At 54.0% G+C, this 12,521-nt stretch carries 12 protein-coding genes; 3 read left to right on the top strand and 9 right to left on the bottom strand.

The genetic code is table 11. The annotated features are described in order from the left end of the window. Positions 1-191: 191 nt before the first annotated feature. The 3 genes from coaE to yacG are packed head-to-tail and all read left to right on the top strand — an operon-like array spanning position 192 to position 1,759. Positions 192-812 carry a dephospho-CoA kinase gene (coaE, locus tag ACWHWP_RS04105; RefSeq protein ID WP_447855110.1) on the top strand — a complete coding sequence of 207 codons (621 nt, stop codon included), beginning with the start codon at positions 192-194 and terminating at the stop codon, positions 810-812. Continuing rightward, entirely contained in the window at positions 812-1,555 is a 744-nt protein-coding gene (gene zapD / locus ACWHWP_RS04100; RefSeq protein WP_447855109.1) for a cell division protein ZapD, read from the top strand. Before coaE ends, zapD begins: the two co-directional genes overlap by 1 nt. A 9-nt stretch (positions 1,556-1,564) precedes the next feature. Continuing rightward, on the top strand, positions 1,565-1,759 hold the full coding sequence (gene yacG, locus ACWHWP_RS04095) for a DNA gyrase inhibitor YacG (protein WP_028015516.1): 195 nt from the start codon (positions 1,565-1,567) through the stop codon (positions 1,757-1,759). Positions 1,760-1,793: 34 nt separating this feature from the next. Here yacG and mutT read toward each other — a convergent pair whose 3' ends face one another. From mutT to murC, 9 genes are all read right to left on the bottom strand, one after another. Further along, a complete protein-coding gene (gene mutT / locus ACWHWP_RS04090) occupies positions 1,794-2,186 on the bottom strand; it encodes an 8-oxo-dGTP diphosphatase MutT (protein WP_023310403.1) in 393 nt (130 codons plus the stop codon). Between the two features lie 57 nt (positions 2,187-2,243). Further along, complete coding sequence (secA, locus tag ACWHWP_RS04085) at positions 2,244-4,949, bottom strand: preprotein translocase subunit SecA (protein ID WP_059310634.1); 2,706 nt, start codon at positions 4,947-4,949, stop codon at positions 2,244-2,246. Between the two features lie 58 nt (positions 4,950-5,007). Continuing rightward, the gene (gene secM, locus ACWHWP_RS04080) at positions 5,008-5,511 is read right to left on the bottom strand and encodes a secA translation cis-regulator SecM (RefSeq protein WP_072250578.1); all 504 of its coding nucleotides are present in this window, start codon (positions 5,509-5,511) and stop codon (positions 5,008-5,010) included. 278 nt (positions 5,512-5,789) lie between these two features. Beyond that, positions 5,790-6,707, bottom strand: a complete 918-nt coding sequence (gene lpxC, locus ACWHWP_RS04075; protein WP_059310633.1) for a UDP-3-O-acyl-N-acetylglucosamine deacetylase — start codon at positions 6,705-6,707, stop codon at positions 5,790-5,792. A 101-nt stretch (positions 6,708-6,808) separates the two neighbouring features. Beyond that, a complete protein-coding gene (ftsZ, locus tag ACWHWP_RS04070) occupies positions 6,809-7,960 on the bottom strand; it encodes a cell division protein FtsZ (RefSeq protein ID WP_008501978.1) in 1,152 nt (383 codons plus the stop codon). Positions 7,961-8,023: 63 nt separating this feature from the next. Then, positions 8,024-9,280 (bottom strand): cell division protein FtsA, encoded by a 1,257-nt coding sequence (ftsA, locus tag ACWHWP_RS04065; RefSeq protein WP_006173845.1) that lies wholly within the window; start codon positions 9,278-9,280, stop codon positions 8,024-8,026. Next, positions 9,277-10,119: a cell division protein FtsQ gene (gene ftsQ / locus ACWHWP_RS04060; protein WP_047346353.1), complete on the bottom strand. Its 843-nt coding sequence runs from the start codon at positions 10,117-10,119 to the stop codon at positions 9,277-9,279. Before ftsQ ends, ftsA begins: the two co-directional genes overlap by 4 nt. A 1-nt stretch (position 10,120) precedes the next feature. After that, positions 10,121-11,041 carry a D-alanine--D-alanine ligase gene (locus ACWHWP_RS04055; RefSeq protein ID WP_059310632.1) on the bottom strand — a complete coding sequence of 307 codons (921 nt, stop codon included), beginning with the start codon at positions 11,039-11,041 and terminating at the stop codon, positions 10,121-10,123. After that, on the bottom strand, positions 11,034-12,509 hold the full coding sequence (murC, locus tag ACWHWP_RS04050; protein WP_447855108.1) for a UDP-N-acetylmuramate--L-alanine ligase: 1,476 nt from the start codon (positions 12,507-12,509) through the stop codon (positions 11,034-11,036). Before murC ends, ACWHWP_RS04055 begins: the two co-directional genes overlap by 8 nt. Positions 12,510-12,521: the final 12 nt, after the last annotated feature.

Genomic DNA, 12,521 nt, shown 5'->3' with positions numbered 1-12,521 from the left:
GCACAACTCCAGTGACGTTATCATACGCACTAATACCTGCTCCGCAAGACTGCGAAATTCTCTTTTTTTACGCTACAATCCTATAAATTTACCTGGTAAAAAGCCGGTAAACAGGGTCAAACAGTTGCTGGCGCACTTAAGAGTTTTAATCAACTGATTTTAATAATGAATAATTCCCAGGATTTGATTTAATGGGGTATATCGTTGCATTAACCGGCGGCATCGGTAGTGGTAAAAGTACCGTTGCGGACGCGTTCTCTCGTCTGGGCATCACGATTATTGATGCCGATATCATTGCCCGTCAGGTGGTAGAACCTGATACACCCGCGCTAAAAGCCATCGAAGCTCATTTTGGTCAGTCCATCATCAATGCGGATGGCACGCTTAATCGCCGCCAGCTTCGTGAGCGCATTTTTGCTGATTCTGCGGAAAAACACTGGCTTAATGCCCTGCTCCACCCCATTATCCACCAGGAAACTCAGCGTCAGATTGCCGCAGCCCGTTCACCCTATGTACTGTGGGTGGTTCCGTTGCTGGTGGAAAATCAGCTACAGAAGAATGCTGACAGGGTGCTAGTGATTGATGTCTCTCCCGAAACGCAAATCCAGCGAACCATGACGCGCGATCGCGTCTCGCGTGAGCATGCTGAACAAATTCTTGCCGCTCAGGCCACGCGCGCTCAGCGCCTTGCCGTTGCGGATGATGTCATTGATAATAACGGCGCACCAGATGCCATAGCATCGGATGTTGCCCGTCTGCACGCGCTGTATCTGACGTTCGCCGCGCAGGCCGTTGCACAGGAAAAACCATAATGTCGACACACATCCTTTTTGAGCATCCGCTCAACGAAAAAATGCGTACCTGGCTGCGCATCGAATTCCTTATTCAACAGCTTTCACAACATCTGCCCGTTAACGATCATGCTACAGCGCTGCACTTCTTCCGCAACGTAGGCGATCTGCTGGATGTGATTGAACGCGGCGATGTCCGCACAGAATTGCTCAAAGAACTGGAGCGCCAGCAGCGTAAGCTGCAGGCATGGACTGAAGTTCCGGGGGTAGACGTAAGCCGCATCGACTCCCTTCGCCTGCAGCTTAAAAACAGCAGCAGCATTCTGATGGCCGCGCCGCGCGTAGGGCAGTTTTTGCGTGAAGACCGCCTGATTGGCCTGGTGCGCCAGCGCCTGAGCATTCCTGGCGGCTGCTGTAGCTTCGACCTGCCGACGCTGCATGTATGGCTACATATGCCGCAGGCCCAGCGCGATGCGCAGGTGAACAGCTGGCTGGCAAGCCTGGAGCCAATGCACCAGACGCTGTCGCTGATACTCGACTTGATCCGTAACTCAGCCCCGTTCCGCAAGCAAACCAGCCTGAATGGCTTCTACCAGGACAACGGTGATGATGCCGATCTTCTGCGACTCAATTTATCGCTTGGCGAACAGCTTTACCCACAGATTTCCGGGCATAAGAGTCGTTTTGCGATTCGCTTTATGCCGCTGGACAGTGAAAATGGCACCGTGCCGGAACGTCTCGATTTTGAACTGGCCTGTTGTTAAGGAGTGCCGATGTCTGATGTCACCACCGTAAACTGCCCAACCTGTGGCAAAACCGTTGTCTGGGGCGAAGTAAGTCCGTTCCGCCCATTCTGCTGTAAACGCTGTCAGCTCATTGACCTGGGCGAATGGGCGGCGGAAGAGAAACGCATTCCAAGCGAAGGCGATCTCTCGGATAGCGATGACTGGAGTGAGAGCCAGCAGTAATCTGTAAAGCCTGCTGGCGCTTCGCTTAGCAGGCCTACGGTTGTGCGACTAATCTCAGGATTACAGGCTCATTAGCTGGCGGGAATTTTTCGGCATCGCTTGCCTGAAGTTCAACCCAGTTACCCGGCTGCCCCTCTTTTCCCCAGGGTTCACCTTCCCAGTTTTCTACCAGCCAGAACCACAGCGTGATGTGCCTGTCCGGAAACTGGTATTCGAGCTTATCAAACAGCGTTGCACCAAGCGGGGTAATTCCCACCTCTTCCTGAAGTTCACGAACCAGCGCCTCTTCCGGCGTTTCACCTGACTCGATCTTTCCGCCAGGAAACTCCCATTTGTTCGCCATATGGGCGTCGGCGGCGCGCTGGGTAATAAAGATTTGGTTTTGCGGGTTGCGAATAATCCCGACGGCAATTTGCAGTATTTTCATATTGTCACGTCCATAAAAAAGGCGCAGATTTCTGCGCCTTTTCGATTTGTTAACGTTTTAGCTCAGACGGCCGTGGCACGCCTTATATTTTTTACCGGAACCGCATGGGCACGGATCGTTACGACCCACTTTACGATCGCCGGTCTGTGCCGCGATCGCCGCTGCGGCTTCGCTGTCGTCAGTCTGGTGGCTCAGCTGTTGCATCTGTGCCAGACGCTCAGCTTCTTCACGACGCTGCTGCTCCATCGCCTCCACTTCTTCCGGCATGCGCACCTGAACTTTGCTCAGGGTGCTGATCACTTCATACTTCAGCGATTCCAGCATAGCGGCAAACATGGAGAAGGATTCACGCTTGTACTCCTGCTTCGGATCTTTCTGCGCATAGCCACGCAGGTGGATACCCTGACGCAGGTAGTCCATCGCCGCCAGGTGCTCTTTCCACAGGGAGTCCAGCGTCTGCAGCATCACGCCTTTTTCGAAGTGACGCATCATCTCGGCGCCAACGACCTCTTCCTTACGCTTGTAAACGTCCAGCGCGGTTTCAAAGATACGCTCGCGCAGCGTCTCTTCGTGCAGCTCAGGCTCTTTGTCCAGCCACTCTTTGATTGGCAGCTCAAGGTCAAAGTCGTTTTTCAGACGTTCCTGCAGGCCTTCGATATCCCACATCTCTTCCAGAGACTGCGGTGGAATATGCGCGTCGATAGTGGCTTTAAACACATCTTCGCGGATGCTGTTGATGGTTTCGCTCACGTCGGACACGTCCAGCAGTTCGTTACGCTGAGTGTAAATCGCGCGACGCTGATCGTTAGCCACATCATCATATTCCAGCAGCTGCTTACGAATATCAAAGTTGCGGCTTTCGACTTTACGCTGTGCGTTCGCGATCGCTTTAGTGACCCACGGGTGCTCAATGGCTTCGCCTGGCTTCATACCCAGCTTGCGCATCATGCCGGACACACGGTCGGAGGCGAAAATACGCATCAGCGCATCTTCCATCGACAGGTAGAAGCGGGAGGAACCGGCATCACCCTGACGACCCGCACGACCACGCAGTTGGTTATCGATACGACGAGATTCGTGGCGCTCGGTACCAATGATGTGCAGACCGCCCGACGCCAGTACCGCATCGTGACGGACCTGCCAGTCCGCTTTGATCTGTGCAATCTGTTCCGGGGTTGGGTTTTCCAGCTCTGCCACTTCGGCCTGCCAGCTACCGCCCAGCATAATATCGGTACCACGACCCGCCATGTTGGTGGCGATGGTCACGGCACCCGGATAACCTGCCTGCGCAACAATGTCCGCCTCTTTGGCATGGAATTTGGCGTTCAGCACGTTGTGCTTGATGCCCGCTTTGGTCAGCTCGTTAGAAACCACTTCAGATTTCTCAATCGAGATGGTCCCCACCAGCACCGGCTGGCCGTTCGCGGTACGCTCGCGGATATCTTCGATGATCGCCTGAATTTTTTCCGCTTCGGTCATGTACACCAGGTCCGGCATATCCTTACGGATCATTGGACGGTTGGTTGGAACGACCACGGTATCCAGCTTGTAGATGGAGCTGAATTCAAACGCTTCGGTATCTGCCGTACCGGTCATGCCCGCCAGCTTCTCGTACAGACGGAAGTAGTTCTGGAAGGTGATAGACGCTAGCGTCTGGTTTTCGTTTTGAATATCAACACCTTCTTTGGCTTCAACCGCCTGGTGAAGACCATCAGACCAGCGACGTCCCTGCATGGTACGGCCGGTGTGTTCATCAACGATGATCACTTCGCCGTCTTTCACAATGTAGTCAACATCGCGGGTGAACAGCGCATGAGCGCGCAGCGCAGCGGTCACGTGGTGCATCAGCATGATGTTGCTCGGGGAATACAGAGACTCGCCCTCTTCCATGATGCCTTCAGCAACCAGCAGTTCTTCAATCTGAACCAGACCGCGTTCAGTCAGGTTCACCTGGCGCGCTTTTTCATCTACGGAGAAGTGGCCTTCACCCTGGAAGGTGTCAGAGTCTTCTTTCTCCTGGCGCAGCAGGTGCGGAATGATTTTGTCGACTTTGCGGTACATCTCGGAGCTGTCTTCAGCCGGGCCGGAGATGATCAGCGGGGTACGTGCTTCATCGATCAGGATGGAGTCCACCTCATCCACCAGCGCATAGTGCAGCTTACGCTGTACACGTTCTTCAGGGCTGAACGCCATGTTGTCACGCAGGTAGTCGAAACCGTATTCGTTGTTAGTGCCGTAGGTGATATCCGCGTTATACGCGTCACGTTTGGCTGGCGCAGGCAGACCGGACATGTTGATGCCGACGGTCAAGCCTAAGAATTCGAACAGTGGGCGGTTGTTTTCGGCGTCACGCTGTGCCAGATAGTCGTTGACGGTAACCACGTGAACGCCTTTACCGGTCAGGGCGTTCAGGTATGCCGGCAGCGTTGCGGTCAGGGTTTTACCTTCACCAGTACGCATTTCCGCGATGCAGCGCTCGTTGAGCACCATACCACCCAGCAGCTGAACGTCGAAGTGACGCATGCCGAATACACGCTTACTCGCTTCACGCACGACGGCGAAAGCTTCCGGGATCAGGCTTTCTAAGGTTTCGCCTTTTTCGAGACGGGCACGGAATTCCGCCGTTTTCGCTTTCAGCTCGTCATCAGAGAGCTTCTCCATCGCCGGTTCCATACCGTTGATAACGGCAACGGCTTTGCGCATACGGCGCAGGGTACGATCGTTACGACTACCAAAAACTTTTGTTAATAATTTGATTAGCATAATAAATTCTCAAACGCCCCATCGTGGGCAGATAAATTAAAGTATTGAAAAAGTTAATTTAGCTGAGGCGCTGAGGCCCGGCGCGAATGCCGTGAGCCTGGCTAATCCATGTTGAAACAGAGAAAGAGGCTGGAGAAACGAGTGCACGTTGCGCAGTCTGGCGAACCATAACCGGCGGCTGGCTGTCCTGCGTGAGCAGCGCATTGAGCGTGTCCAACAGGGCAAGATGCTGCGCCTGCACCGGCAGCGTCTCTTCAGCAACAGGCATGGCCTGCGGTGCCATCGCAAATGACAGATGGCGAATAACCGTGCGGATAGCGTGCTGGTGCCAGTAATCAACGGAGAAATTCGGACGACGATTGGCCTCAAGCCACGCGAGGTTAGTAAAGTTAACCCGCGTGTTGAGATCGTGTTTGGTTGTGGAGGTCTTCGCCGGCGTCGCCGCTTCGGCACTGTTGCTGAGCGCAGGCAAGCCGAAACTCGCCGCGACCATCCCTAATAAGAGATGCGGCCAGAAGTAACGTCTGCCAAATTGTCGCCAGCGCGTCAGTATTCCGCTCACTTGCTCCACCACATAAGCCAGCCTGGTACAGGCTGAATTCAGTTATTTTTTTAAGCGCCCAGATATTACCACTAAAGCCAATACACATCAGCAGGAATGAGGTGTCGCCGCGGGGAAAAACGGTCAAGAATGCAGCTAACGCACCCATTTTCTGTGCAAGGTAAACAAGAGGTAAGGCTGGGGCGAGTAAAGAAAGGCAAAAATAAAAACGACTGGTCTTCCTGGTCGGAGAGAGTACCAGGTTAACCAGTCGATTTTTTACGAAACGGTTTGAACCGTTACGCCAGAACCATGCTTGGCGCTTTGAAAGCCAGCGGCAGTTCAGCTTCGTCTTCGAAGGTCACGTATTCCCAGGCTTCCTGTTTTGCCAGGACGGCCTGCAACAGTTTGTTGTTCAGTGCATGACCGGATTTGAACGCGGTGAATGCACCGATGATGTTGTGACCACACATGAACAGGTCGCCAATAGCGTCCAGCATTTTGTGGCGAACGAATTCATCTTCGAAACGGAGGCCGTCTTCGTTCAGTACGCGATAATCGTCAACAACGATGGCACAATCGAAGCTGCCGCCCAGGCACAGGCCGCGGGACTGCAGATATTCGATATCACGCATGAAGCCAAATGTACGGGCTCGGCTGATCTGACGCATAAACGCATCGGCAGAGAAGTTCATCGCATAGCGTTGGGTGCTTGCATCAATCGCCGGATGGTTAAAGTCGATGGTAAAGTCCAACGAGAAACCATTGTACGGTTTGAATTCAGCCCATTTGTCGCCATCTTCGACGCGAACGGTCTCTTTAATGCGAACAAATTTCTTCGCGCAGTTCAGTTCTTCGATGCCGGCATCCAGCAACAGATAAACGAACGGAGCAGCACTGCCATCCATAATCGGGATTTCTGGCGCATCGACTTCAACAATAATGTTGTCGATACCCAGACCCGCCAGGGCGGCGTTCAGGTGCTCTACGGTAGAAATCCGCACGTCATGCTCGTTCACCAGACAAGTACAGAGCATAGTATCACGCACAGATTTGGCATCGGCCGGAAAATCTACCGGTGGATTCAAGTCGGTGCGACGATAGATGACCCCGGTATTGGCCGGCGCAGGGCGTAACGTCAGTGTGACTTTCTTGCCGGTATGTAAACCGACACCCGTCGCCTGAACGATACGTTTAAGTGTCCTTTGTTTGATCATCGTATAATCTCGCCAAATTAACTATCCAACCGAGAGTGTATATCACTAACGGTGGGCCAGTTTAGCACAAAGAGCGCAAATACCCAAATTCCAGCCAATTCTTAGTCAGCTTGCTTACGCAGGAACGCCGGGATGTCCAGATAATCTGGCTCTTTCGCCGTTTGCGGCGTTGGGTCGTTCACCACTTTCGCGGCCGGTTTCTGCTCCTGAGTCAGAGGAGACATACCGTGCTGCTGGTAACGATCCATTACCGGTTGCTGAGTCTGTTTGTTGGTTACCAGGGTGATTTCAGGACGTTTGTCCATGCCGATACCGGTCGCAACAACAGTCACACGCAGTTCGTCGTTCATTTCAGGGTCAAGAGAAGTACCGATTACCACGGTAGCGTTGTCAGAGGCGAACGCACGGATGGTATTACCCACGGTTTCGAACTCATCCAGACGCAGGTCAAAGCCAGCGGTAATGTTGACCAGCACGCCGCGCGCGCCAGACAGATCGATATCTTCCAGCAGCGGAGAAGAGATAGCCATTTCAGCCGCTTCTTCTGCACGGTCTTCACCGCTCGCCACACCAGAGCCCATCATCGCGTAGCCCATTTCGGACATCACGGTGCGAACGTCAGCAAAGTCAACGTTCATCAGGCCAGGACGGGTAATCAGTTCAGCGATACCCTGCACCGCGCCTTTCAGCACGTCGTTTGCTGCACCGAAAGCGTCCAGCAGAGAGATACCGCGCCCCAGAACTTTCAACAGTTTATCGTTCGGGATGGTGATCAAGGAGTCCACATGCTTGGACAGCTCGGTGATACCCTGCTCCGCAAAGGCCATACGCTTCTTGCCTTCAAAATTGAAAGGCTTGGTCACGACAGCAACGGTCAGGATACCTAAATCTTTAGCCACTTCAGCCACAACAGGTGCTGCGCCGGTACCCGTACCGCCACCCATACCTGCCGCGATGAAGACCATGTCCGCACCTTCCAGTGCAGCGCGCAGCGCTTCACGATCTTCTTCAGCCGCGTTGCGACCCACTTCCGGGTTAGCCCCGGCTCCCAGCCCTTTGGTGATACCACCGCCGATCTGGATAGTCTGGCCTACAGCCGTCTTACGCAGTGCCTGCGCATCGGTGTTAACTGCAAAGAATTCAACACCTTCGATGCGTTCACGCACCATATGCTCTACGGCGTTACCGCCGCCGCCACCGACGCCGATGACTTTAATCACCGCGTCGTTGGTCAGTTCCATAGGTTCAAACATAATTTCTCTCTCCGTTGTGCCTGTCGCCCGAGACCGCTAATTCTCTCCGGTCTCTTAAAAAAATTAAAACTCTTTTCGCAACCAGTTGTTCAGTCGTTTGACCCACGACCCCACTGAGACGCGTTTTTCCACTTCTGCTTCACCACTGAGATGAGATTCCTTCCCGTAGTGGAGCAGGCCCACTGCCGTTGAATAATACGGCTCCTGAGCATAATCCGTTAAACCGGTGATATTCAGCGGCGCGCCAATACGCACTTGCGTATGGAACACGCGCTGTGCACAGGCCGCAAGACCTTCAATTTGCGCTGCACCGCCGGTTAATACAATCCCCGCTGCAAGATGATGTTTAACACCCTGCTGACGAAGCTGTTCCTGTAACTGTAAAATCTCTTCGTTGACCAGGTTGAGCAGCTCGGTATAGCGCGGCTCAATCACCTCTGCCAACGTCTGGCGCTGCAGGCTGCGCGGTGGACGACCACCGACGCTTGGCACTTCAACGCTCTCATCTTTGCCAACGATAGAACCCAGCGCACAGCCATGGCGCACTTTAATCGCTTCTGCATCGCTCGGTGGCGTACCAAAAGCGTAAGCAATATCGCTGGTCACCACGTTCCCGGCATAAGGGATCACTTTGGTGTGGCGCAGCGCACCGCCGGTATAGACGGCCATGTCCATTGTACCACCACCAATATCGACCACACAGACGCCCAGTTCACGTTCGTCTTCGGTCAGCACGGAATAACTTGCCGCCAGACCAGCGAAAATAAGTTGGTCAACTTTCAGGCCACAACGTTCAACGGCTTTTACAATGTTCTTCGCCATATCGTTGTGACATGTGATCAGGTGCACTTTTGCCTGCATACGTACGCCAGAAAGACCGACCGGATTCTTAATCCCTTCCTGGTAGTCAATCGCATATTCCTGCGGGATCACATGCAGCACGCGATGCTCATCGCGCACGCGCACGGACTTCGCCGTATGCACAACGTTTTCAACGTCTTCCTGCGTCACTTCTTCTTCGGAAATCGGCACCATACCGATTTCGTTCTGGCAGCTAATGTGCTTACCAGAAAGGGCCAGATAGACAGAAGAAATCTGGCAATCTGCCATCAATTCAGCCTGATCGATGGCGCGCTGGACGCATTTCACCACCGATTCAAGATCGTTTACCCCACCTTTATCCATACCACGGGACGGGCAACTGCCTACGCCAATGATATTGACCATACCGTCGGGCAGAACTTCCCCTACTAAAGCGGCAACCTTCGCGGTGCCAATCTCCAGTCCAACTACCAGTTTTCTGTCCGTCGCCTTGATCATTGTTGTTCTGCCTGTACCTGTGCCTGATTCTGTTGCTGATTAGGTTCCTCGACCGGAGCCGGTTCCCAACCGACTGCTGCGCCTGAGTCATAGCGCAAATCAACGTAGCTTATCCGTTTGCCGTCAGTCTGTGCCTGCTGCTGTAAAACCGGGTAAAGTTCTACAAAACGCGCCAGACGCTTCATTGTGTCCCCGCGACCCAGGTTGAGCTTAATGCCGTTCGTTAACGTCAGCTGCCAGGAACGGCGCGCCGTCATTGCAGCATCTTTTAGCGTAAACCTGTCCTTCGCCAGCACCTGACCCATTTCGCGAAAACCCTGTAATACTTCATTTTCGCTGCCTTCAGGGCCATACAACATCGGTAAATTTTGCTTGTTGACACGATCGGCCGGGACGCTGAAGGAATTTCCGTCTACGTCAACCATGTGCTGATCATTCCAACGCGCAATGGGCACATATTCAACCAGATGAATCTTCAATTCATCAGGCCATTGCTTTCTTACACTCGCCTGTTTTATCCATGGCAGACGTTCAATCTGGCTCTGGATAATATTGACGTCCTGAGTCATAAAGGTGCCGGGCGATCCCAGCGCCAGAATTGACTGGCGAATATCATCGTTACGCGTGTAGTGGCGCTCACCGGTAAGCACCAGCTTAGAAAGTGGCAACCGCTGCGCATCTTCCATCCAGCCCAGGACCATCCAGCCGCTGATAAACACGGTGCACAGCACCCCGAGCAGGAAAATAATACCTGCAAGACGCGTTCCATTACTCCGGCGTGAAGAAGCGTATTCTTCTTCGTCATCGCGGTTGCGCGTGTTCAATGCAGCCTGAGACATATCAGCCCGCCTGGTCCAGAATGCGTACGACTAATTGCGAGAAGCTCATCCCCGCCTGACGAGCGGCCATCGGCACAAGGCTGTGGCTGGTCATTCCCGGAGAAGTATTCGCTTCCAGCAGATAAAATTGTCCATCACTGTCTTGCATCACGTCGATGCGCCCCCAGCCCTGGCAACCCAGAATATGCCAGGCTTTAAGCACCAGGGACTGCAAATCCGCTTCACGCTCAGCATCAAGACCACAAGGGCAGAAATATTGCGTCTCATCAGAGAGATACTTTGCCTCATAATCATAGAAGGTTCCGGCCGGTTGGATACGGATTGACGGTAAAATTTCTTCACCAAGCATCGCGACGGTAAATTCCGGCCCGCTGAGCCATTTTTCAATCAGAACTTCTTCATCATGTTGAAATGCCAGCGCTAAAGCGGAGGATAAATCGTCAGCTTTGTCGACTTTTGACATCCCCACGCTCGACCCTTCCCGGCTCGGCTTTACAATAACCGGTAAGCCCAGTTCGGCAATGCGTGTATTAACGCTATCCGGCAGGCCCAATTCAAATTCGCGACGCGTCAGTGCCACCCACGGCGCAACCGGTAATCCCGCGCCCTGCCAAAGCAGCTTACTGCGCAGTTTATCCATTGAAATAGCGGATGCCATCACGCCGCTACCGGTGTATGGCATGCCAATTAAATCCAGAAGCCCCTGTAGGGTTCCGTCTTCACCGCCGCGGCCATGTAAAGCGATAAAGACTTTATCAAATCCCAGCGCCTTTAATTGCGTCACGTCGACCTCTTTTGGGTCGACCAGGTGCGCATTGACGCCCCCTTCACGCAGGCCCGCCAGAACCGCAGCGCCGGAATTCAGGGAAACCTCACGCTCTGCGGAGGTGCCGCCAGACAGGACGGCAATCTTATCAGCCATGATGCTCATCCTCCTGGGTTTGCGGCTTCAGCTTGATTTCAGATAAGGTACGGGCGATTTTGCCGATATTTCCCGCACCCTGAATCAGAATCAAATCGTTACCTGTCAGGACCGGAGCCAGAATTTCCGCCACCTCAGCCGGGTCAGAAACCAGAATAGGATCAACTTTACCGCGTCCGCGAATGGTACGACACAGTGAACGGCTGTCTGCCCCCGGAATTGGCGCCTCGCCTGCGGCATAAACATCCAGCATTAACAGGGTATCTACCTGTGACAGGACGCTGGCGAAATCGTCATACAGATCGCGCGTACGCGTGTAGCGGTGCGGCTGGAAGACCATTACCAGATTCTTGTCAGGCCAGCCTGCACGGGCGGCTTTAATGGTGGCATCCACTTCGGTTGGATGATGACCGTAGTCGTCCACCAGCATAGCGGTCCCGGCTTTACCGTTTACGGCGTCCAGCGGGAATTCACCGAGGAAGTCGAAACGACGCCCGGTCCCCTGGAAGCTTTCCAGCGCGCGCAGGATCGCGTCGTCATCAATGCCTTCTTCCGTCGCAACGGCAACGGCTGCTGCGGCGTTAAGGGCGTTATGGCGCCCTGGCGCGTTCAGCGTCACGTGCAGCAGCTCTTTGTCCTGGCGCGCCAGCGTGAAATGTCCCTGCGCGCCAATCTGTTTGTACTCTTCCACGCGGACGTCAGCATCTTCATTGAAGCCATAAGTGGTGATTTGACGCCCCACGCGCGGCAGCAGCTCGCGAATGACCGGGTCGTCTACGCACATCACCGCGCGCCCATAGAACGGCAGGTTGTGCAGGAAGTTGATAAAGGTCTGCTTTAAGTTCTCGAAGTCACCCTGGTAGGTATCCATATGGTCGGCTTCGATGTTAGTGACAATCGCCACCATCGGCTGCAGGTGCAGGAACGACGCATCGCTTTCATCCGCTTCAGCAATCAGATAACGACTGTGCCCCAGGCGTGCATGAACGCCCGCGGCTTTTACCAGACCGCCGTTAACGAACGTCGGGTCGAGACCCGCTTCTGCATAAATACTGGAAACCATCGCCGTGGTCGTGGTTTTACCGTGGGTCCCGGCAATGGCAATGCCGTGGCGAAAACGCATCAGTTCCGCCAGCATCTCCGCACGGCGGATCACCGGAATGCGCGCTTCATGCGCGGCAACGATTTCCGGGTTGTCAGAGGAGATGGCGCTTGATACCACCACCACGCTCGCATCGCGCACGTTTTCCGGGCGATGGTTAAAATAGATAGTCGCCCCAAGCGACGCCAGCTGCTGCGTAACAGGGTTTGGCGCCAGGTCAGACCCGCTGATCTGATAGCCTTCGTTAGCTAACACTTCGGCAATACCGCCCATGCCAGCACCACCGATGCCAACAAAGTGAATGTGCCGGACGCGACGCATCTCGGGCACGATTGAACGCAGTTTTGCCAGTTGTTGTGTATTCATTCTCTAAACGCC

The organism is Enterobacter sp. WI-ESBL-E8 (assembly GCF_053364895.1).
This window is presented reverse-complemented; position numbering and strand designations above follow the sequence as displayed.

Coding starts and splice junctions, on each gene's coding strand:
- coaE (WP_447855110.1), top strand. CDS start 192: ATGGGGTATATCGTTGCATTAACCGGCGGCATCGGTAGTGGTAAAAGT.
- zapD (WP_447855109.1), top strand. CDS start 812: ATGTCGACACACATCCTTTTTGAGCATCCGCTCAACGAAAAAATGCGT.
- yacG (WP_028015516.1), top strand. CDS start 1,565: ATGTCTGATGTCACCACCGTAAACTGCCCAACCTGTGGCAAAACCGTT.
- mutT (WP_023310403.1), bottom strand. CDS start 2,186: ATGAAAATACTGCAAATTGCCGTCGGGATTATTCGCAACCCGCAAAAC.
- secA (WP_059310634.1), bottom strand. CDS start 4,949: ATGCTAATCAAATTATTAACAAAAGTTTTTGGTAGTCGTAACGATCGT.
- lpxC (WP_059310633.1), bottom strand. CDS start 6,707: ATGATCAAACAAAGGACACTTAAACGTATCGTTCAGGCGACGGGTGTC.
- ftsZ (WP_008501978.1), bottom strand. CDS start 7,960: ATGTTTGAACCTATGGAACTGACCAACGACGCGGTGATTAAAGTCATC.
- ftsA (WP_006173845.1), bottom strand. CDS start 9,280: ATGATCAAGGCGACGGACAGAAAACTGGTAGTTGGACTGGAGATTGGC.
- ftsQ (WP_047346353.1), bottom strand. CDS start 10,119: ATGTCTCAGGCTGCATTGAACACGCGCAACCGCGATGACGAAGAAGAA.
- ACWHWP_RS04055 (WP_059310632.1), bottom strand. CDS start 11,041: ATGGCTGATAAGATTGCCGTCCTGTCTGGCGGCACCTCCGCAGAGCGT.
- murC (WP_447855108.1), bottom strand. CDS start 12,509: ATGAATACACAACAACTGGCAAAACTGCGTTCAATCGTGCCCGAGATG.